This window comes from Pseudarthrobacter sp. AB1, from assembly GCF_014926485.1.
Taxonomy (GTDB): Bacteria; Actinomycetota; Actinomycetes; order Actinomycetales; family Micrococcaceae; genus Arthrobacter.
On record NZ_PZKO01000043.1, the window covers coordinates 40,123 to 59,140 of the forward strand.

A 19,018-nucleotide genomic window follows, 5' to 3' on the forward strand; every position below is an offset into this window, starting at 1 on the left:
ATACATTACGCATACTGGATGTACATTGGCCACCGTTTCCGGTTTCCAGTGTGTAAATTTCTCCAGCAGGACACGCAAAGGATGGACAGAACATGACGACTCTGAGCTTCGAACTTCCCGACGGCAGCACCCGCACAGTCCAGGTCAAGCACCTCCTGAACGCCGGTTATGCAGGGCGGGAACAGGAGGAAGTGCAGGCCCACATTGCCGAACTGGCCGAACTCGGCGTTCCGGGCCCCACCACCACGCCGGCGCTGTATCCGGTCTCGCCGTACCTGGCGCAGCAGGTTTCCGAAGTCCGCGTGCAGCATGCCCGGACCTCCGGGGAAGCCGAATGGGCGCTTGCCATCACGGACGACGGCGTGCTGCTGACCGTCGCGTGCGACCACACGGACCGCGAGCTCGAGGTCCATGGGGTGGCCTGGAGCAAGAATGCCAGCCCGGACGTCCTGGGCCGCAAGGCGTGGCGGCTGGACGACGTACGCGGCCACCTGGACCAGATCACGCTGAAGAGCTGGGTGGGGGAGGGCGAAACCCCGGACACCCTGATCCAGGACAGTTCGCTGGAAGCCCTGCTGACCCCGGACTACTGGCTGGACGTGCTGACCGAGCGCGGCCTGAATGAGCCGGGGACGGTCCTTATTTCCGGCACGGTAGCCATGACCAGCGGCGTGAACCAGTTCGCCCGCAGCTGGAAAGTGGAGATGACTGACCCAGTGACCGGATCCACCATGGATGCCCAGTACATGGTGGAGCAGATGGCCGAGCCCATCGGCTGATTCCGCCGGGCAGGCTCACGCTGGGGGTCGGAACTCCCGGTAGCATCATTGCTATGCCCACTGCGCTTGAAATGGCAGGTCCCATTCTGGAAATGATGACCTGGCTGTGCCTTCCGCCGGGGCTTGCCCTGCTGTTCTACTCGGGCATCCTCCGGCGGTTTGTGCACCCTTGGAACATTGCGGAAGCAGTGGTCTATGCGGACGCTACCGGAACGGGCTTCCGCTGGTTTGACCGCAAGTACCAGGTTCACCACGCCCCGATGTCACCCCACGACATCAAGGAACTGGCCGTGGGCGACACCCTGCCGATCTACTACCACCCCAAGCGCCCCACGCAGTGGCAGACCGCAGCGCCCGAAGCGGTGGGGCGGACCGCCGTCGTGCTTGGCCGGGTGCTCACCGGGATCGGTGCCGTGGCGCTTATCGCGGGTTTTTTCCTGCCGATGTTCTGAACCGAAGGTGCGTTAAGGGGCTGAACGCCGGCAGTCGAGGCCAGCCGGGAATGCTGCCAGCCGTGGGGAGGTTGGGCCATACATGCAACGCATCGGATTCCTTTCGTTCGGCCACTGGGGCCCCGGCCAGGGCTCGCGTACCAGAACCGCCGGCGAGGCCCTGCGCCAGGGCATTGAGCTGGCCGTGGCCGCCGAGGAACTCGGAATCGACGGCGCGTTCTTCCGCGTGCACCACTTCGCCCGTCAGCAGGCGTCCCCGTTCCCGCTGCTGGCAGCCATCGCCGCCCGGACCAGCCGGATAGAGATCGGCACCGGCGTGATCGACATGCGCTACGAAAATCCGCTGTACATGGCCGAGGAAGCCGCGGCCACGGACCTGATCAGCGGCGGCAGGCTGCAGCTGGGCATCAGCCGTGGTTCACCCGAGCCTGCCCGGAACGGGGCCGCTGCCTTCGGCCACCAACCGGCAGAAAATGAAACCGACGCAGACATGGCCCACCGCCACACTGCCCGGTTCCGGGACGCCATCACTGGTGCCGGCGTGGCCGAGGCGGACCCGCGCTACGCCGGCGGTGTCACCGGCTTGTTGCCGGTCCAGCCGCAGTCGCCGGGCCTCGCAGAGCGGATCTGGTGGGGCGCAGGAAGCCGCAGCACGGCCGTGTGGGCGGCCGGCCTGGGCATGAACCTGATGAGCTCCACCCTGCTCACCGAGGACACCGGCGTCCCCTTCGACCAGCTGCAGTCGGAGCAGATCCAGTTGTTCCGCGACGCCTGGGCCAGGGCTGGGCACGGCCACCGGCCGCGTGTCTCCGTCAGCCGGAGCATCCTGCCCATCGTGGACGATGAGGACAGCAGGTATTTCGCGGGCAGTGCGCTGCGGGACAGCCGTGACCAGGTGGGCGTTATCGATGGTCTGACAGCACGCTTTGGCAAGACCTATGCCGGCGCCCCGGATGTCCTGGCCGAACAGCTGGCCGCCGACGCCGCGGTCCAGGCCGCGGACACGCTGCTGGTGACGGTGCCCAACCAGTTGGGCGTTGACTTCAATGCCAAAATGCTGGGAAACATCGCCCGGTACATTGCGCCCGCCGTCGGCTGGAGCCCGGCACGTTCCTGATCCGGCGCCGATTCTGCTGGGTGATCCGCCCGGAAGGGAATATCCTAAGAAGGTGCGGGCCATTGAGGCCCAGTTGTCCCTGACGGCCCAGAGAGGCTCACCATGTCCGAAAAACTACACCTGACACCGGAAGACGAGTTCCCGGATGATCTTTCCAGCATCCCGGACCGGGAACTGCAGGTTCTGGACAGCCAGGTGCAGCGTCAATTGGACTATGAGTACGTGGCCGAGGGTGAACCGAATCCGGAGACGGAGTTCAGGCACCATGACCTGGACGAGGAATTCGAGGACCGGGAGAGCCGCTGACAACCGTCCCCGCCGTCGGTCTGGCCATTCGCGTGACCTGCAGTGGAAATTAGTCAGTATCCTTATTAATATTGCTCAAGGAACAATCCATAAGCCACAGCCGTTAGGCTTGTAGCGGGCTTAGGGGGCTAAGCGCCCCATTTTACTGCGTGACTGCGGAACGGTCAGGAGAGAGAAATATGGCTCGCGCCGCTTTAGGTTTTACTGCATGATCCGGCTACGTCAGCTGGCACAGGCGGCTTCCGTACTGACCACGCCATTGGCACCGGAAGATATTCTAGCGCTCTTCAACCCTGTCTTCTCCGCGCGCCAACTCCGCGGAGTGGTGACCCGCGTGGTCCAGGAAACGGCGCAGTCGGCCACCATTTTCTTTCGTCCCGGCCGCGGCTGGCATTCGCACCTGGCCGGCCAGTGGGCGCGCATCGGCGTTGAGCTCGACGGCGTCCGCCACTGGCGCTCCTATTCGCTGAGCGCCCCCGCCGGCAAGGACCCCGCCATCACCGTTACCGACGTCGGCGCAGTTTCCGGAACCCTGGTCCGGACCACCAAACCTGGTGACGTCCTTTTCCTGGCACCCCCGCAGGGCGACTTCGTCCTTCCCGAGCACCCCCGGCCGCTGCTGATGGTCACCGCCGGCAGCGGCATCACTCCGGTGATGTCTATGATCCGCACCCTTGTTCCGCGCCGCCCGGATGCCGACGTCGTGCTGGTGCACTCGGCCCGCACGCCCGGCGACAGCCTCTTCCGCGAGGAACTCGCCGAACTGGCTGACCAGTTCCCCAACTTCCGGCTGGCCCACTGGTACACCGGCGAACAGGGCCGGATGGACCTGACCAACACAGCCGAGCTCGATGAGATCTGCCCGGACTGGAAGGAACGGGCCGCGTACGCGTGCGGGCCGGACAGTTTCCTGGACGACGCCGAGGCCCTGTGGAAGCAGGCGTCCCTCACAGCCGGCGCCCCCGGTTCCGATGTTGCCCTCGCCGGCGATCCCGGCAACCTGATGATTGAACGGTTCAACACCACCTTCGCCGGGGGTGTGGGGCACGACGGCGGCCTGGTCACCTTTGAGGCGTCGGACCGGGAAATTGACGCCGACGGCGATACTCCGCTGCTCGACGTCGGCGAGGACGCCGGGGTGCTAATGCCCAGCGGCTGCCGGATGGGAATCTGCCACAGTTGCCTGACCCCGCTCCTGGCCGGACAGGTCCGTGACCTTCGCACCAACGAGGTCCACGGCGAACCCGGCCAACTGATCCAAACGTGTGTCTCGGCAGCCGCCGGACCCGTCAACCTCGAACTCTGAGGAGCAATACCGCATGTCAGTAGTTTCAGAAAGCAAGAAAGTTTCCGAAGGCAAGACCGCCCCCACCGGAGCGGCAAAGACGCGCCCCGGCGCGCTGGCCGAGTCCGGCAGCCCGCTGGTCCGTCCTCCTGCCGCAGCGCACCTTACGGACGAACAGGTAGCTGAGCTGGGCCGCGAACTCGACGCGATCCGCGACGAAATCCTGGCCAAGCGCGGTGCTACCGACGCCGCCTACATCCGGCGCATGATCAAGATCCAGCGCGGGCTGGAGATCTCCGGACGCGCGGCCTTGCTGGTCAGCAAGAACAAGGCAGCCTGGGTCACAGGTACCACGCTGCTGAGTTTCGCCAAGATCCTGGAAAACATGGAACTCGGCCACAATATCCTGCACGGGCAGTGGGACTGGATGCGGGACCCGGACATCCACTCCACCACGTGGGAGTGGGACTTTGTCACCCCCTCACGCGCCTGGCAGCACACGCACAATGACCTCCACCACCGCTGGACCAACGTGGTTGGCAAGGACAACGACGTCGGTTACAACCTCCTGCGCATGGACGAGGACCAGCCGTGGCAGCCCCACAACCTGGGCAACCCGCTGTACAACGCCATCCTTTCCCCGCTGTTCGAATGGGGCATCGCCATCTACGACCTCGAGCTTGCTGAGTACCAGGCAGGCAAGAAGTCCAAGGAAGCGCTCGTCAAGGACCTCAAGGCCCTGGGCCGCAAGGTGGTCACCCAGTTCACCAAGGACTACGCCGCCACTCCTGCCGTCGCCATGCTCACCGGTTCCGGCAAGCAGGCGCTCTACGGCACCCTGACCGCCAACGCCGTCCGCAACGTCTGGGCGCACGCCGTGATCTTCTGCGGTCACTTCCCGGAAGGCACTGACACCTTTACAGAGGAAATGGTGGAAGGCGAAACCCGCGGTGACTGGTACGTCCGGCAGATGATCGGTTCTGCCAACATCTCCGGTTCCAAGTTCATGCACCTGATGACAGGCAATCTGTCGCACCAGATCGAGCACCACCTGTTCCCGGACCTGCCGTCCAACCGGTACGCTGAGGTCGCTCCGCGGGTACGCGAGATCTGCCAGCGCTACGGACTGAAGTACACCACGGGTCCCCTGCTGAAGCAGGTGGGATCGTCCTGGGCGAAGGTCTTCAAGCTGGCACTGCCGGGCAAGGCTGCCAGGGCCTGAGCTGACTAAGCCTTAGAAGAGTGGAGGGGCCAGGCGAATCGCCTGGGCCCTCCACTCTTTTGTTATCCGGCCTGCTTCTTCAGGAAGGCGAGCAGGGCTTCGTTGACTTCCGCGGCGTGCGTCCACAGCAGGCCGTGCGGGGCGCCGTCGATCTCCACGTAGTGGGCGCTGGGCAGGGCCCTGGCAAACCGGCGGCCGGTGGCATCGATGGGCAGGATGTTGTCCGCAGTGCCGTGGACAATCAGCGCGGGGACATCAATCCTGGGGATGTCCCCGCGGAAGTCGGTCAGCCATGGGGGCTGCGCGGCCACTGATGCGGTGGCGCCTGCATCGGCGGCGATTCTCCAGCTGGCGTCCAGGACTTCCTGGCTGAGCCGCGGGGTGCCCAGGAACGTGTCGGTGTTGTAGAAGTTTTTGAAGAATTCCGTGAAGAACGCATACCGGTCCGATGTGACCGCTTCGGTGAGTCCGTCGAAGACTTCCTGGGGAACGCCGTCCGGGTTGTCGTCTGTTTTAAGGAGGAACGGCTCCAGCGATCCAAGGAAGGCTGCGCGGGCCACCCGGGCCGAACCGTACGTGCTCAGGTAGCGGGCAACTTCACCGGTGCCCATGGAGAATCCCACCAGCACGGCGTTGTTGAGTTCCAGCCGGTTCAGGAGTGTATTGAGGTCGGCGGCGAACGTGTCATAGTCGTAGCCGCTGGTGACTTTGGTGGACTTGCCGAAGCCGCGGCGGTCGTACGTGATCACTCGGTATCCTGCCGCCAAAAGGGCGGTGGTCTGCTTTTCCCAGGAGGATCCGTCCAGCGGGTAGCCATGGATCAGGACAACGGGCTGGCCGCTTCCGTGGTCTTCGTAGTAGAGCTCGGTATCGGTGCTGTTCTCGGTTCCAACGGTGACGAATGCCATCTCGGCGGTCCTTTCGAAGCTTCGGGATCAGTTTCGGGCGCAAGCAAAAGCAGGCGCCCGGCATTTCCTACTCTAGGGACCGCCGGCCGCGGCACCAAGGATGTGGCTACGGGGAGGGTTGGGGCAGTTCGCACGCGATCTGCGGGTTGAGGCCCAGATAGTTCAACGGCCCGGCGACGATGGTCACGGCCACCGTTCCCGCTTGGGCGCAGGACCCCGGAGCCCCGCCGAAGTAGCCGCGCTGCCAGGCGGCGATTCCTCCGATGATCAGCCAGATGACAATCAGTGCTCCGAGAAACTTCATGGTGTCCTCCCAAGGCCGTGGCTGCTTGTGCGTTCAAGTATGCGCCGATATCCGGAAAGCTCACAGGGCCCAAGACGCCCGTTACCTTTTCGTTGCTAACGGGCCTTTTGGTAGAGGTCAGGGGCGGGTGCCGAAGCCGCCGCCCGGGCCCTGGGCCGCGGTGTACTCGCCGGCCGTCACGGTGCCCACCTGATGGGCGCCGTCCAGGGAGCCTTCGCCCAGTCCGGCACTGACCGTGGCCGTGCCGCCGGTGTAGACCGTGTATTTCTCGCCTTCGGTGATCGCGGCGGAGGAGAACACCAGGGATGCGGTGGTCTTGGTGGTCACGAAGGCACTGACCACGTTGCCCGCGGAATCAGCGATCTGCACCATCGTGCCGGCTGGAACGGCCGATCCGAGCGTAACCTGCACGCCGGACTGCGTGGAGGAGGCGCCCGGCGTGACCACCATGCCCAAGCTGCCGGCCGCCGCCACGGTGCCGCCGGTGACGGTCAGCTCGCCGTTGACGTCCAGCGCCCCGTTGCCGGAGTTCGTGGGTCCGTTGACCACCACGGTGCCGCCGGAGATGCTGGCGTTGCCGTTGGAGTCCAGGCCGTCGCCCTGCGCGTTGATGGTCAGCGAGCCGCCGGTGATTTCCACCGTGTAGTCGCCTACGGTTTCGCCGCCGCCCATGCCGCCGCCCGTCCCGCCCTGGGCCGAGGTGGAGGCCGCGCCCGAGGCGTTCACGCCGTCGTCGTTCGCGGTGACGTTGGCCGTGCCGCCGGACATCACGATGTGCTGGGCCTCCAAGCCTTCCTTGGACTCTTCGACGGTGGTGATGCCGGCGGCGAGGGTGAGGGTGTTAAAGGCCGTGATGCCGTCGTCGGCCGCGCTGATGTTCAGGGTTCCGCCGTTGATGAGGACCCAGCCGCGGCCTTCATCCTCCCCGTTGTAGGACTTGAAACCGTCGTCGCCGGCGGTGACCTGGTAGGCGCCGTCGAGCAGGACCGCGTAGTCCTTGCCCACGATGCCGGCGTCGGTGGCGTTGACGGTGACGTTGCCGGAGGCCAGCACGAGGCCGTCCTTGGAGGAGATGCCGTCGTTGAAGTTGCCGTTCACGGCCAGCGAGCCGGCGCCGGCGATGGTGAGATCTGCCCGCGAGTAGAGCGCCGCGTTCGGGGCGTCCTCGGCGGTGTCCTTGTAGGTGGCCGCGTCGCTCAGGTCATTGGACGTGCCGTCCGCCAGGAACACGATGGCCTCGTGGGCGCTTTGCACCATAAACGGCGACCCAGTGGAACTGGAGATCTCGGCGTCGTCCAGGATGATCCGCACAACGTCCTCCTCGCCGGCGGCCACAACCACCTGGCCGTCGGACAGTGACCCGCTCAGGCGGTAGGTGCCGGCCGCGCTGATGGTGACGGTGTCGCCGTCGGCCTTAACAGCGTCCGACGACGAGCCGGCGGCTACTTTGCTGCCACCGTCCGCCAGGGTCACGGCTACTTCGGAGGCCGCATCCCAGGTGAGGTCGTCGGCGTCGTAGTGTGTGTCGGCGGCGAGGGTGTCCAGGGAAACCGCGGCCTGTGCCGTGCCGGAGGTTGTGGACGAGTTGGAAGTGCTGCCGGTGGATGTGGACGTGGTCCCGGTGATGGACGTCCCCGTGGCAGTGCCGGCGGCAGAGCAGCCGGCCAGCCCGACGGCGAGGGCGAGGGCAGTGACGGACAGGGCGGTGCGTACGCGGTGCATGGTGTGTTCCTTTGAAGTCAGGGGGAGAGGGTCAGGCGGCGGGGCGGAGGTTCATGGTGCGCCGGAGCGTGCGGTTCCAGCGGTTGGCCGGCAGGTCCGGGCAGAGCGCCGCCATGCCGGTGGCGAACTTGGAGATGCGTGATGGCCGGATTCCGTGGGCCCAGAGGTGCCGGTCCAGCGGGCCGGACGCCGAGCCGGACTTGGTCTCGAGGATCACGGCGCCGTCCAGGACCCAGGCCGGCCCGCCCGGGCGCTGCCAGGTGACGTTGGTGTCGATGGTGGCCCGACTGCCGGATTCCGGCAGGTAGAGCGTGGTTCGGTGGTAGCGGGTTTCGAGGACCGGCCCGAGGGCTCCGGGGGGCGCTGCGCCCACCGCGGCGGCAAGGGTTTCCTGGACGTAGTCCAGGCCTTCGGACGTCAGCCGGGAGCGGTCCGTGAGCTCGTAGGGGATGCGTTCCTTGACGGTGGCTTCGCGGGCGCCTTCGGTTTTGACTTCCAGGAAGCTGATGGCGCTGTCCACATACGTTCTGGTGCGGACCTTGTACCGGCGCCGGCGGCCATGTGCGGCGAGGAGGTAGCTGTCCAGCTGTGCAGTGTCGAAGTACACGGAGTCGTACGAGAAGCAGCGGGAGCCGTCCATTTCCAGGACCCGGACCTCGGCATCGAACGTGGCCAGGAGTTCCTGGGCCAGGTCCTCGGGGACCACGTACTTGCGGTCCACCCTGGTCTGGAGCGCGGCTTCGGAGTTCAGTTCGTCGAGTCCCACGGCCGGCAGTCCGCTGAGGCTGCTGACGGCGCCGGCGTTCATGCCGCACCTGCCGAGGCACGGACGGGGTCGGCCGCGAAGTCGGCAGGTACAGCCGGCGCTGTTTCCTCTGCGTAGGGAGTCACTACGGCTGAGATGGTGGCCTGAGCTGCCGGCCGGTTGATGCGGGGGGTGTAGGCGTAGCGGACGTCGACGGTGGTTTTGTCGTTGACCAGGTCAAGTTCCTGGACTGTGGCGGAGTGGACCTTGCCCTGCAGGACTTCCTCGAGCCGTGCGTACAGTTCGCCGTCCTCTGCCAGGGCCCGGTCCAGGATGACGGTCTGGTGCCGGTGGGCGGGCAGGACGCGGGGGTGGTCGCCAACGAACATCACCAGCAGGATCAGGCCCATCAGTGAGGCGGTCAGCCAGACGGGTTCGATGCCGAGGCCCGCGATCAGGCCCAGCGCCAGGGCCGAGAAGTAGTAGGCCACCTCGTTCTGGGCCAGCTCGGTGGAACGGAGCCGGATGATGGACAGGACGCCGAACAGGCCAAGTCCCAGGCCGATTCCGGCAGCGGAACCGGAGAGTGCGGTGGCCACGGCTAGCACGCCCACGTTCATGCCCAGGTACGAGACCACCAGGTCGCGGCGGCGGTGGCGGCGGAGGTAGAGCACGAAGGTGAGGATGCTGATGGCCGCGAGGTCTGCGGCAATGAACATGAGGGAAGTCATCGGGATTCTCCGGAATCTGTTGGTGGGCTGTTCTCTACGATCCGCGGCCAAACTGTGCAGGTGCTGTGACGGAACCTAGGCCGGTATATGAGTGCCGGCTGGGCGCCCGGCTGCTGTTTCCCGTGAGTCATAGAGCCGCCGTTCCTGCTGGCGGACTTCGGTCGATAGGATCAAGTCCGTGCTCCGACTTAAACGCCTTGCGGTTTTCTGCGTGTTCGCGATCTGCGTCATCACCGCGGTGTCATTCTGGGCGCCCGGGCAGTCCGGCGCGCCCGCCCACGGGGCTCTTCCTCCTCCGCCACGGGCTGAGGCGAAACTCGAAACGTCCTCCACCGGCCTTACCACTGCCGTCAATATCACCCGGAACGCGGAGGCCGAGTGGCTCATCCTGGCTGCCGCACAAACGGGAATTCCTGCCCGTGCGCTTCGGGCTTACGTGGGCGCGGCAAGCGCGGCCAATCATTCCGCTCCGACGTGTGGGATCGGCTGGAATACGGTGGCGGCAGTCGGATTCGTCGAATCCCACCACGGAGCGTACGGCGGCGGAAACCTGAATGCCGCAGGGCAGGCGAGCGGGCCAATGGTCGGCCCGAGCCTGGACGGCAACGGATTTGCCGCCATTGCTGATACCGACGCCGGCGTCCTGGATGGCGACGCTCGCTGGGACCGCGCCGTCGGACCCATGCAGTTCATTCCCTCCACCTGGGAGCTGGCGGGACGGGACGGGAACGGTGACGGCGAAGCGGATCCTTTCAACATCGACGATGCCGCCCTCAGCGCGGCCGGTTACTTATGCGACCATGGCCGTGACCTCACCGCCGCGAACGGATGGGCTGAGGCCATCTACTCATACAACCAGTCCGACTCCTACGTGGACCAGGTGCGCGACCAAGCCACCTTCTACGCCGAGAAGACGGGCACCACAGGATAGAACCTTGACTACCGGCGTAACGTCCCGGGGTGGTGGCCGCGCCCCGGATCCAGAGACGGATTCTCAGCCTCCCGTGCGGCGCTCCTGGCCGTGCATCGGGAAAAGAGGAACCGCTGCTGCACCACGTAGCTGACGGCCAGCAGCGCGATTTCCGCCAGGATCTTGGCCGGCAGGGCTGACACGGAGAGCGCGTCCAGGGCTGAGATCAGGCCATAGTTGGCGGCGAGGAGAACCAGAACCAGGCCGAAATAGCGAACCCCGGCAGCGGCGGCGGGCCTGTCCCGGCCGTGCTCGAACACCACACGGCGGTTGGCGAGGAAGTTCACCACCGAGCTCACGGCCCGGGCCCCCACCACGGCCAGCAGCAGCGAGTCGGTGACCAGTGCCAGGAGCAGGAACACCACGGTGTCCACGACAAACGCGGTGAAGGAGGATGCGAGGAACTTCAGCAGCGGCGCATAGATGCGGACGGAGTCCGCCACCGGCCGGAAATGGGACCCCGAATTGTGGTCCAGATAGACCGTGGCGATGTCCACGGTGTTGATCAGATAGCCGGCCGGCTTGGCTTCCAGCAGCAGGTTCAGTTCGTATTCGTAGCGCTCACCACGGACGGACCGAAGCCACGGGAGCATGGCTGCCGGATAGCCGCGGAGGCCTGTCTGGGTGTCGGAAATGCGCTCACCGGTGACCAGCCTGAACAGCAGCCGGGTGGCGCTGTTGCCGAATTTACTGCGGGCCGGGACGTTGCCGGTGAAGTTCCGGGTTCCCAGCACCAGGGCCGGTGAGCCGGGCTGCACCGCTGCCGCCACGCGGAGGATGTCCACGATGGTGTGCTGGCCGTCGCTGTCGGCACACACCACGTTCCGGTCCGGGAGGTGGTCGGCGATGAACCCGAACCCGGTCTTCAGCGCGAAGCCCTTTCCCCGGTTGAGGGAATACCCGATGACGTGGCACCCGAGTGCCTTGACGCCGTCGAACACGTCCTTGTACCCAGGCCCGCTGCCGTCATCAACCACCACCACGGTGGCCCACGGCTCGGCGTCGCGGATGGAACGGATCAGGGCAGGCAGCTGCTGGTCCGGCTGGTAGGCCGGGATCAGGATGATCATGGCGGGCCCTACTCCGCGATGAAGAGGATGTCGGAGGTGCCGCGTTCCTTGTTCTCGCCCAGCGGGTTGTTGACCAGTCCGCCGTTGAAGTACATGGTGGACGAGCCGCCGCCGTCGAGGTTGTACGCGGTGGTGGCGCCGAGGCCGTGCATGATTTCCGCCAGCCCGGTCATGGTGACGCCCTCGCTGTAGCCGGGGCTGCGGCCGTCCACCACCACAAACACCAGGTGGTTCTCGTCGATGATGCCCACGGCGGTGCGCGGCTGTTCGCCCTGGATGGAGTGGTTGCCGAAGTTGGTGTCCACTTCGACGTCCTCAATGCCCTCGGCCACCCCGCCGTCGTCCAGCAGGGACGGGCCGAAGGAGAGGGTGTTCCAGACGCCGTCGGCCAGGAGCTGTTCGGCGGTGGTGGCGGTTTCGTCGTAGACCTTGACCGTGCCGTCGCGGTAGAAGGCCAGGCCTTGGCGGGCGCCGTCATCGCGGAACACCACACCGTTGCGGATCACAATGCCAGTGTCACGGAAGCCGTAGTAGTCGCCGTTGATGGCGAAGATCGCGTTGTTGGCCTCGGCGATGTCCGACGTGGTTTCGGTGATGTTCTCGCCGAAGCTGTTGTTGGCGAAGGCTGACTGGAGCGTGGTGGCATCGTTAAGCACGACGTCAGCCACGTAGTAGGTGACAGTGCTGTCGCCGCTGCCGGTGCTCACCGTGGAGATGTTGATGTTCGAGCTCTCCGACACGTAGGACGTGTCTGTGGTGACAGCGGTGGAATCAGTGGCGGTATCCGCCGTCGTGCTTTCGCTGGTGCCTGTTTGGCTGGCCTGGTACGCGGAGACGTCCGAGATTTCCACGTGCTGGACCACAAAGCGGTCCAGCGCCCAGGCCGTGGCGCCTCCCGCCGAAAGCGTCAGGGCCACGGCCCCGGCGACGACGGCACGCCGGACCCGGTCGCCGTTGCGTGGTTTGTTCTTGAGAGGAGTCATGCCTCATTTGTAGGCAATGAAGCTATCGCTGCGATTTGCCGGATATGTGCTGCGCCTGTGAATGGGTGGGCAGTCGAGAAAGGGCCGCCTAAAGCTGCCGTTGTGGCGTGGTTTCCGGGCGGGCGGGGGCGTTCGCCGGGCAGAGGCGCAGCGCGAGCTCCTGCAGTTCTTTGGGGTGAAACGGCTTGGTCAGGTAGGCGGCAGCGCCGGAGGCCATTCCGGCCAGTATGTCGTCTTCCTCGGACCGTGCGGTGAGGAACAGCATGGGAGCGGTGCTTAAGGCCCGGATTGCCCGGGCTACGACGTGCCCGTCCATGTCCGGCAGGCCAAGGTCAAGGGTGATCAGAGCGACCGATGGTTCAGCGGCCGCGGCAATTCCTTCGGCGCCGTTGGCGACCGAACGTACGGAAAAGCCTGCGCGGGTCATGACCACCGTGATCAGACCGCGGATGTCATCGTTGTCCTCGATGACAAGGCAGATGCGTTTTGTTTCCATGAAGCCCCTCAGCCAGCTTGTCCTCCAGTGTACGGGCTGGTGGGCTGTAAAACCGTCAAAGCGACGCTTTCCGCAACCGTCCTAGGGTCATCTCGGCGGTTACGTCGCTGGCAGCCGGTTGCGGGGCGGAACTCAGCCATCGTAGTGCGTCTGGGCAGGCCCTTGGCCAAGTGCATTCACCACGGCCGCCGCGACGATATGCAGCTTGGAATTGCGGGTGCTGGACGCCGCTTTGAGCAGTTCAAAAGCCTCCTGCTGGCTGCACCGGTTCTGGGCCATGATGATGCCCACCGCCATGTCGATCACCGTGCGTGATTCTAGGGTGGCACGCAGGTGCGCCGCCGTCTCGCTGTAATGCGCGAAACGCACCGCAAGCCGCAGGGCCAGCGACGTCTGGCGGACGAAGTCCTCCGCAGCCTTCAGCACGCGGCCTTCGAAGCGGGAGGTCCGGTGGGAGTAGAGGAGGAGCGTGGCTTTGGTTTCCCCCTCCAGCCGGAACGGGATGGCGAGCACTGAACGGATGCCTTGGGCGAGGACGGCCTCGCAGTATTCGGGCCAGCGTGATTCGTCTTTGACATCGGGAACGCCCACCGTCACCTGCTCCAGCGAGGCAGCCATGCCCGGGCTCTGCTCGGACTGGTATTCAATCTGGCTGATAGCGCGGGCAGCGGTGCCGCTGCTGGCGATGGTGGCCGACTTGCGCGGGCGCAGAAGAGTGATGCCGCACAGCACTTCGTCGCCGGGTTCGGAAAGGTTGCGGGCCGTCACCCGGGCGAGCTCATCCAGGAACTCCTCTACGTCGGAGCTATTGAGGAGTTCTTCGTGCAGGTGCTCGGTGATTGATGTAGCTGATTTTGCTGTTGACTCGCTGGCCACGGTTCTTAGTGCCATTCGCTCAGGTCAAAACGAGCCGGCAACTCCCGCTCTACCCTGCCGTCGTGGCAAACGGTGGCGACGGTCGCTGGATCGACGAACTGTCCAACGGCCTGCTGCTAAACCGATAACCAGAAGTATATACAGGTCAGAGCCTTGGGGAGCGCCATATCGCGGGCCAAGCCGCGGAGGACTTAGGTACTACGGGTTGCCGTGCGGACGGTACCGCACGCGGATCCGGCAGCGGGGCGTTCGGGCTTGAAACGTCCCGCCTCGTCGGCGAAAACTGAGTACGCGGCCCCTGATCCAAGAGGTCGTTTCAGGGGAGGTCCGCAAAATTCCAGTACTCCTACGCGTTGTTGGGACCACCGAGGCCGGGAAGTATGGGCGTCATCGATCAGCCGGAAGCAAGGTGCCTTAGTGGTTCCCGATGGCTGTGCGTCTCAGCATCTGTTTCTACCCCCAGCCAAAGGAGTCTCTACCATGCGCAAAATGACAAAGAAGAATCGGGTCCTCGCAGCAGCCGGTGCACTGGCACTGGTGGCAGGCGGCGGCGGCGCTGCCTACGCCTACTGGACCACCACCGGCACCGGATCCGGCCAGGCGACGAACTCCGCGGGCGGTGGCACCGTGACCCTGCACGCGAACTTCGCCGGCGGGCTTACTCCCGGAGACTCCCGTGCGGTGACCTACACGGCGGACAATGCTGACTTGAACAGCAGCACCAAGGTGGGCGAACTGACCGCCACCGTAACGACGGACAAGGCCGGATGCCTTCCTTCGTGGTTCGGCGTCACTGCCGTAACCAGTAACACCACGGTCGCTAAAACTTCAACGGGGACGTCCGTGGGCAGCGGAACGCTGACCTTCAATGACAGTGCAACGGTCGACCAGGACGCCTGCAAGGGCGCCGTTGTGACCATCAACGTCGGCAGCGTCTAACAGGCTTCGCCGGCGGGGAGGAGCAGAACCTCCCCGCTGGCGAATTCCAACTCCTCCCGCTCCAGTCAGATCAGACCAGAAGGGCTGAACGTGCAGAATGATTCTGGGTACTTCCGCACAGTCATGCGAAGAACCACCACCGCAGTAAGAGTGCTGCTGGTGGGTCTGATGGTGATGCTCGTTTCGGCGGGCACCATCTTCGCGGCCAGCCAGGGCGGGAGCCAGGGAAATAAGACGGGCGTCACCATCCAGGTGAACCCCTCCAGCCGGACGATTGACCGGGGCGACCCGGTCAACTATTCAGTGTCCCTGACGTCCACAAACGGGTTCAGCGGCAGCGTCACCCCCTCGGTCTCGGGCCTGCCAGCCAGTACATCTGCCGCCTTCGCACCCACGTCCGTTAGGCTCGCCTCGGGCAAAACGGCCACGGTCACGCTGACGGTGGCGACCTCGGCCTCCACTCCGGACGGCAAAGCAGACCTGACGATCGCCACAGCGGCCGGAGCAAGCCAAGCTGCCGCCGTGGTGGTCCAGCTCTACGTCCAATCGTCCAAAAAGACCTTCAGCATCTCCGGGAACCTGGGCGCGCAGCTCACTCCGGGAGCAAGAGTTCCGCTCAACCTTGCCTTTGCCAATCCGAACAACAAGTCCCTGGCGTTGAACAGCCTGTCGGTCTCCATCACAGGTGTCACCCGGATTCAGTCTGCAGTGACGGCGGCGCTTCCCTGCACCAAGGACGACTACGTGGTGACCAACTACAGCGGCCCCTTCCCGCTCGCGGTCCCCGAGGGGTCCAGCTCGCTCCAATCGCTGGGTATACCGCCGGCACTCTGGCCCAAAATCGCCATGCTGGACACTACATCGAACCAGGATGGCTGCAAGGGTGCAACGCTCCAGCTCGCATACTCCGGAGCAGGAGAGGGGAACTGAGATGACACGGACGCCAGGAAAGACCTCCGCGCGGTTGGTTGCCAGGACTGCGGCAGCAACCATCGCCCTCTGCCTAGCCACGGGAGTGGGCGGAGCGTATGCCTACTGGGCGACAGTGGGCGCCGGATCGGGTGCCGCCGCCAACGGCACCATGGCAACCGTGACCGTAGAAGCCCTTGTTGCGGGAGACACCCCGCAGACCACCCTCGTCCCGGGCGACACCGCGGATGTTGCTGTCCGGGCGTACAACCCCAACAACTACGCGGTCCAGGTCTACGCTATGCGCGGCAATGGTTCGCCCACTGCGGATACCAACCATCCGGGGTGCACCACCACGGGCGTGACGTTCGTTGGTCCGGCGGCACCTCTGACCCCGGCGCTCAGCATTCCGGCGAATTCGTCGACACTGATCACGTTGCCCGGAGCTGCCACCATGTCCACAACATCGTCGTCCGGTTGCCAGGGCGCATCCTTCAGCATTCCCGTCACTTTGGAGGCACGGAAATGACCCGCCGCATCCAGACCCCGCGGCCGCGCAGGCAGGTCCGCGTGGCCGGGATCGTCGCGGCTGCCCTCGTCATCTCGTGGGGCGGCCCGGCTGCCAGCGCCTACTGGCAGACACTCAGCAGCAATGACGGCAGGGCCAAAGCTGACTCCATCCTTGCCGTGGTGGCTCCGACGGCGTCCGCTTCGGCAGGTGCCGCCACCGTCAGTTGGGCGCAAGGCGCGACGGCGGCGGGCAGGCAGGTCTCCAGCTACACCGTTGCCCGGTACTCGTCAGCGACCGGGGGCACCAAAGTTGCCGCCGGGGGAGGCTGCTCGGGGACCGTCACAGCGCGGACCTGTAGCGAGGCTGCATTGCCGAGCGGTACCTGGTATTACACCGTCACCCCGGTCCTCGGATTCTGGGCGGGACCGGAAAGTGCACGCAGCACAGGAGTAACCATCGCGGCCGCCACTCCGCCAGCGGCACCAACGCTAAGTGTTCCCGCCATCGTCAACATAGCGAAGGCTGCCAGTGTCACAGTCAGCGTTACCGCAGAGTCTGGATCTTCGGTAACAATTACAGTTACCGACGCCCCGCCTGCCGGGACGCAGCAACAGACGGCCACCCAAACGCTGACTGCAAACGGCTCCGTCCAAAGCACGAACTTCAATCTCTCAGCGTTCAAGGACGGCACTATCACCTACACGGCGGTGGCCACCAATGCGGCCGGCATCGCCGGCGCTGCGACAACGGCCACATCGGCGAAGGACACGGTGGCACCTACCGTAACCGGCGTCACGCTGGCCAACGGCGGCTCCAGCAACGGCAAAGCGGAACCCGGCGACAAAGTCACCATTAAGTTCTCCGAAGCCCTGGACGCATCATCCATCTGCAACACCTGGAACAACACCGACCCTGTTCAGACAATCAGTGGATCCGGGGTTGTAGTCGCTATCAGCAGCACCAACTCCCTGACAGTTATCAGCGGCTGTCCTTCGCTCAGGTTTGGATCCGTGGCGTTGGGAGGTTCCTACTATGGATCAGGCATCCTGCAGTTTAGCGGCTCGTCGCTGACGTGGGACAAGCCGGCCCTCCAACTAACGGTCACGCTCGGCAGCGTCTCGAGCGGCAGTTCAGGCAATGCCACCCAGCAATCCGGCACTCCGACATATACGCCACAAGCAGGGTTGACTGACATTGCAGGAAATACGGTGCCAACAACACCGATCAGCGGAGCGTCCACCTCGAGGTTCTAACCCCCCGCACTACAGCGCCAGCCTCCGGATCCCTTCCCGGAGGCTGGCGTTGTGCTGCGACTTGTGGGCAGAATGAAGCTCACGTTGGCGCTGCCGACGATGGACCCAGGACCAGCCGGCAAGGACGCCGCGGAGGGACAAGAACATGACCAGAATGCTCATCATCGGGCCGCCCGGCTCGGGCAAAGGCACTCAGGCGGAGCGCATCGCCAGGCACTTCAGCATCCCGACGGTATCCACGGGCGAGATTTTCCGAACCAATGTCAGCCAGGAGACGCAGCTGGGTGTGGAGGCCGCCAAGTATCTCGAAGACGGTGCTTTTGTCCCGGACCAGCTCACCAACGCCCTGGTCAAGGACCGGCTTCTCGACGCCGATCTGCAACCCGGTTTCCTGTTGGACGGCTACCCCCGGACAGCTCCCCAGGTCATGGAACTGGACAACATACTGGCTTCCCAGGGCCACCGCCTCGACGCCGTGGTGGAACTCCGCGCACCGGATTCCGAACTCGAGCAACGGATGCTGCAGCGGGCCAAGGAACAGGGCCGGAAGGACGACACCATCGAGGTGTTCCGGCACCGGCTGGACCTCTACAATCGCGAAACCCACGAGGTCGTGGCGGTCTACGCCGGCCGGGGCATGGTGGTTTCGGTGGACGGCAGCGGTGACCCGGGCGACATCACCACCCGTGCCATTGCCGCCGTCGAAAAGTTCCTGGCCGCCCGGGTGTCCCCATGAGAATTGCAGTGACCGGCGGAAGCGGAAAATTGGGGCGGCATGTGGTCCGCAGGCTGACCGGCGATGGCCACCAGGTGTTGAACCTTGATCGTGCGGGGGAGCGGGACCACGGGTTGGCGATCGTGGATCTGCGCAACTATGGCGAGGTCCTTGACGTGTTTCTGGGTCTCGACGACCGGCACTCGGGCTTCGACGCGATCGTCCATCTCGGAGCCATCCCGGCACCCGGCATCATCCCGGATGCCGCCACGTTCGAGAACAACATGCTCTCCACCTACAATGTCTTCCAGGCGGCCCGGCGGGCAGGGATCAAGAAGGTGGTCTACGCCTCCAGCGAGACCGTGCTGGGACTGCCGTTCGACGTCGACCCGCCCTACATCCCGGTGGATGAGGAGTACCCCGCCCGGCCCGAAAGCACCTACTCCCTGGTGAAGCACCTTGAGGAGCAGATGGCGATCCAGTTGACGCGCTGGGATCCGGAGTTGAGTATCACGGGCCTGCGGTTCTCGAACGTGATGGATCCTGAGGACTATGAACGGTTCCCGTCGTTCGATGCCGACGCCGCGCTGCGCAAGTGGAACCTCTGGGGCTATATTGACGGGCGCGACGGCGCGCAGGCTGTGGCGCGTGCGCTGGAAAACGGGCAGCCCGGATTCGAGGCTTTCATCGTCGCGAACGCGGACACCGTGATGACGCGTTCCAGC

General features: G+C 65.0%; 23 protein-coding genes. 13 read left to right on the forward strand and 10 right to left on the reverse strand.

All coding sequences use genetic code 11. From position 1 onward, the window contains the following. The first annotated feature begins 92 nt into the window (after positions 1 to 92). The 6 genes from DAD99_RS11490 to DAD99_RS11515 all read left to right on the forward strand — a co-directional run bounded on the left by DAD99_RS11490 (position 93) and on the right by DAD99_RS11515 (position 5,161). Positions 93 to 779: a DUF2848 domain-containing protein gene (locus tag DAD99_RS11490; protein WP_193341638.1), complete on the forward strand. Its 687-nt coding sequence runs from the start codon at positions 93 to 95 to the stop codon at positions 777 to 779. A gap of 53 nt (positions 780 to 832) precedes the next feature. Further along, on the forward strand, positions 833 to 1,231 hold the full coding sequence (locus DAD99_RS11495) for a DUF3592 domain-containing protein (RefSeq protein WP_193341639.1): 399 nt from the start codon (positions 833 to 835) through the stop codon (positions 1,229 to 1,231). A gap of 82 nt (positions 1,232 to 1,313) precedes the next feature. After that, a complete protein-coding gene (locus DAD99_RS11500) occupies positions 1,314 to 2,348 on the forward strand; it encodes an LLM class flavin-dependent oxidoreductase (protein ID WP_193341640.1) in 1,035 nt (344 codons plus the stop codon). A 102-nt stretch (positions 2,349 to 2,450) separates the two neighbouring features. Continuing rightward, positions 2,451 to 2,654, forward strand: coding sequence for a hypothetical protein (locus DAD99_RS11505; protein ID WP_185261609.1), 204 nt, complete (start codon positions 2,451 to 2,453; stop codon positions 2,652 to 2,654). Positions 2,655 to 2,862: 208 nt separating this feature from the next. Then, positions 2,863 to 3,960, forward strand: a complete 1,098-nt coding sequence (locus DAD99_RS11510; RefSeq protein WP_193341641.1) for a ferredoxin reductase — start codon at positions 2,863 to 2,865, stop codon at positions 3,958 to 3,960. 13 nt (positions 3,961 to 3,973) lie between these two features. Continuing rightward, positions 3,974 to 5,161: an acyl-CoA desaturase gene (locus DAD99_RS11515; RefSeq protein WP_185261607.1), complete on the forward strand. Its 1,188-nt coding sequence runs from the start codon at positions 3,974 to 3,976 to the stop codon at positions 5,159 to 5,161. A gap of 62 nt (positions 5,162 to 5,223) precedes the next feature. On the opposite strand, the gene DAD99_RS11520 is transcribed toward DAD99_RS11515, so the two are convergent. The 5 genes from DAD99_RS11520 to DAD99_RS11540 form a co-directional block, all read right to left on the reverse strand. Next, complete coding sequence (locus DAD99_RS11520) at positions 5,224 to 6,069, reverse strand: alpha/beta fold hydrolase (protein WP_193341642.1); 846 nt, start codon at positions 6,067 to 6,069, stop codon at positions 5,224 to 5,226. Positions 6,070 to 6,175: 106 nt separating this feature from the next. After that, a complete protein-coding gene (locus DAD99_RS11525) occupies positions 6,176 to 6,373 on the reverse strand; it encodes a hypothetical protein (RefSeq protein WP_193341643.1) in 198 nt (65 codons plus the stop codon). Positions 6,374 to 6,490: 117 nt separating this feature from the next. Beyond that, positions 6,491 to 8,095 (reverse strand): carbohydrate-binding domain-containing protein, encoded by a 1,605-nt coding sequence (locus DAD99_RS11530; protein WP_193341644.1) that lies wholly within the window; start codon positions 8,093 to 8,095, stop codon positions 6,491 to 6,493. Positions 8,096 to 8,126: 31 nt separating this feature from the next. Then, complete coding sequence (locus DAD99_RS11535) at positions 8,127 to 8,903, reverse strand: polyphosphate polymerase domain-containing protein (protein ID WP_193341645.1); 777 nt, start codon at positions 8,901 to 8,903, stop codon at positions 8,127 to 8,129. Continuing rightward, on the reverse strand, positions 8,900 to 9,571 hold the full coding sequence (locus tag DAD99_RS11540; protein ID WP_227007938.1) for a DUF4956 domain-containing protein: 672 nt from the start codon (positions 9,569 to 9,571) through the stop codon (positions 8,900 to 8,902). The genes DAD99_RS11535 and DAD99_RS11540 overlap by 4 nt, the downstream gene beginning before the upstream one ends. 178 nt (positions 9,572 to 9,749) lie before the next feature. Here DAD99_RS11540 and DAD99_RS11545 point away from each other — a divergent pair, with 178 nt between their 5' ends. Further along, positions 9,750 to 10,502: a lytic transglycosylase domain-containing protein gene (locus DAD99_RS11545; protein WP_193341646.1), complete on the forward strand. Its 753-nt coding sequence runs from the start codon at positions 9,750 to 9,752 to the stop codon at positions 10,500 to 10,502. An 8-nt stretch (positions 10,503 to 10,510) separates the two neighbouring features. Here DAD99_RS11545 and DAD99_RS11550 read toward each other — a convergent pair whose 3' ends face one another. The 4 genes from DAD99_RS11550 to DAD99_RS11565 form a co-directional block, all read right to left on the reverse strand. After that, positions 10,511 to 11,611, reverse strand: coding sequence for a bifunctional glycosyltransferase family 2/GtrA family protein (locus DAD99_RS11550; protein WP_193341647.1), 1,101 nt, complete (start codon positions 11,609 to 11,611; stop codon positions 10,511 to 10,513). Between the two features lie 8 nt (positions 11,612 to 11,619). Beyond that, positions 11,620 to 12,594: a phosphodiester glycosidase family protein gene (locus DAD99_RS11555; RefSeq protein WP_193341648.1), complete on the reverse strand. Its 975-nt coding sequence runs from the start codon at positions 12,592 to 12,594 to the stop codon at positions 11,620 to 11,622. Between the two features lie 88 nt (positions 12,595 to 12,682). After that, positions 12,683 to 13,090 (reverse strand): response regulator transcription factor, encoded by a 408-nt coding sequence (locus DAD99_RS11560; RefSeq protein WP_193341649.1) that lies wholly within the window; start codon positions 13,088 to 13,090, stop codon positions 12,683 to 12,685. Between the two features lie 132 nt (positions 13,091 to 13,222). After that, positions 13,223 to 13,966, reverse strand: a complete 744-nt coding sequence (locus DAD99_RS11565; RefSeq protein ID WP_193341656.1) for a GAF and ANTAR domain-containing protein — start codon at positions 13,964 to 13,966, stop codon at positions 13,223 to 13,225. A gap of 480 nt (positions 13,967 to 14,446) precedes the next feature. Between DAD99_RS11565 and DAD99_RS11570 the strand changes: the two genes are divergently transcribed. The 4 genes from DAD99_RS11570 to DAD99_RS11585 all read left to right on the forward strand — a co-directional run bounded on the left by DAD99_RS11570 (position 14,447) and on the right by DAD99_RS11585 (position 17,578). Then, a complete protein-coding gene (locus tag DAD99_RS11570) occupies positions 14,447 to 14,905 on the forward strand; it encodes a hypothetical protein (protein ID WP_193341650.1) in 459 nt (152 codons plus the stop codon). A gap of 90 nt (positions 14,906 to 14,995) precedes the next feature. Continuing rightward, positions 14,996 to 15,835, forward strand: a complete 840-nt coding sequence (locus DAD99_RS11575) for a hypothetical protein (protein ID WP_309233251.1) — start codon at positions 14,996 to 14,998, stop codon at positions 15,833 to 15,835. Between the two features lies 1 nt (position 15,836). Beyond that, complete coding sequence (locus DAD99_RS11580) at positions 15,837 to 16,343, forward strand: hypothetical protein (protein ID WP_193341651.1); 507 nt, start codon at positions 15,837 to 15,839, stop codon at positions 16,341 to 16,343. Then, the gene (locus tag DAD99_RS11585; RefSeq protein WP_227007940.1) at positions 16,340 to 17,578 is read left to right on the forward strand and encodes a hypothetical protein; all 1,239 of its coding nucleotides are present in this window, start codon (positions 16,340 to 16,342) and stop codon (positions 17,576 to 17,578) included. The genes DAD99_RS11580 and DAD99_RS11585 overlap by 4 nt, the downstream gene beginning before the upstream one ends. A 9-nt stretch (positions 17,579 to 17,587) precedes the next feature. Here the strand turns inward: DAD99_RS11585 and DAD99_RS21695 are convergent, their stop codons facing one another. Next, complete coding sequence (locus tag DAD99_RS21695; protein ID WP_227007941.1) at positions 17,588 to 17,725, reverse strand: hypothetical protein; 138 nt, start codon at positions 17,723 to 17,725, stop codon at positions 17,588 to 17,590. Here DAD99_RS21695 and DAD99_RS11590 point away from each other — a divergent pair. Then, entirely contained in the window at positions 17,724 to 18,314 is a 591-nt protein-coding gene (locus DAD99_RS11590) for an adenylate kinase (RefSeq protein WP_193341652.1), read from the forward strand. The genes DAD99_RS21695 and DAD99_RS11590 overlap by 2 nt on opposite strands. Beyond that, positions 18,311 to 19,018: NAD(P)-dependent oxidoreductase (locus tag DAD99_RS11595; protein WP_193341653.1), on the forward strand; the 708-nt coding region annotated here is incomplete at its 3' end. The genes DAD99_RS11590 and DAD99_RS11595, both read left to right, overlap by 4 nt.

Bases quoted from the DNA above. Each gene is read 5' to 3' on its own strand.
- DAD99_RS11490 (WP_193341638.1), top strand. From the start codon at position 93: ATGACGACTCTGAGCTTCGAACTTCCCGACGGCAGCACCCGCACAGTC.
- DAD99_RS11495 (WP_193341639.1), top strand. From the start codon at position 833: ATGCCCACTGCGCTTGAAATGGCAGGTCCCATTCTGGAAATGATGACC.
- DAD99_RS11500 (WP_193341640.1), top strand. From the start codon at position 1,314: ATGCAACGCATCGGATTCCTTTCGTTCGGCCACTGGGGCCCCGGCCAG.
- DAD99_RS11505 (WP_185261609.1), top strand. From the start codon at position 2,451: ATGTCCGAAAAACTACACCTGACACCGGAAGACGAGTTCCCGGATGAT.
- DAD99_RS11510 (WP_193341641.1), top strand. From the start codon at position 2,863: ATGATCCGGCTACGTCAGCTGGCACAGGCGGCTTCCGTACTGACCACG.
- DAD99_RS11515 (WP_185261607.1), top strand. From the start codon at position 3,974: ATGTCAGTAGTTTCAGAAAGCAAGAAAGTTTCCGAAGGCAAGACCGCC.
- DAD99_RS11520 (WP_193341642.1), bottom strand. From the start codon at position 6,069: ATGGCATTCGTCACCGTTGGAACCGAGAACAGCACCGATACCGAGCTC.
- DAD99_RS11525 (WP_193341643.1), bottom strand. From the start codon at position 6,373: ATGAAGTTTCTCGGAGCACTGATTGTCATCTGGCTGATCATCGGAGGA.
- DAD99_RS11530 (WP_193341644.1), bottom strand. From the start codon at position 8,095: ATGCACCGCGTACGCACCGCCCTGTCCGTCACTGCCCTCGCCCTCGCC.
- DAD99_RS11535 (WP_193341645.1), bottom strand. From the start codon at position 8,903: ATGAACGCCGGCGCCGTCAGCAGCCTCAGCGGACTGCCGGCCGTGGGA.
- DAD99_RS11540 (WP_227007938.1), bottom strand. From the start codon at position 9,571: ATGACTTCCCTCATGTTCATTGCCGCAGACCTCGCGGCCATCAGCATC.
- DAD99_RS11550 (WP_193341647.1), bottom strand. From the start codon at position 11,611: ATGATCATCCTGATCCCGGCCTACCAGCCGGACCAGCAGCTGCCTGCC.
- DAD99_RS11555 (WP_193341648.1), bottom strand. From the start codon at position 12,594: ATGACTCCTCTCAAGAACAAACCACGCAACGGCGACCGGGTCCGGCGT.
- DAD99_RS11560 (WP_193341649.1), bottom strand. From the start codon at position 13,090: ATGGAAACAAAACGCATCTGCCTTGTCATCGAGGACAACGATGACATC.
- DAD99_RS11570 (WP_193341650.1), top strand. From the start codon at position 14,447: ATGCGCAAAATGACAAAGAAGAATCGGGTCCTCGCAGCAGCCGGTGCA.
- DAD99_RS11580 (WP_193341651.1), top strand. From the start codon at position 15,837: ATGACACGGACGCCAGGAAAGACCTCCGCGCGGTTGGTTGCCAGGACT.
- DAD99_RS11585 (WP_227007940.1), top strand. From the start codon at position 16,340: ATGACCCGCCGCATCCAGACCCCGCGGCCGCGCAGGCAGGTCCGCGTG.
- DAD99_RS11590 (WP_193341652.1), top strand. From the start codon at position 17,724: ATGACCAGAATGCTCATCATCGGGCCGCCCGGCTCGGGCAAAGGCACT.
- DAD99_RS21695 (WP_227007941.1), bottom strand. From the start codon at position 17,725: ATGTTCTTGTCCCTCCGCGGCGTCCTTGCCGGCTGGTCCTGGGTCCAT.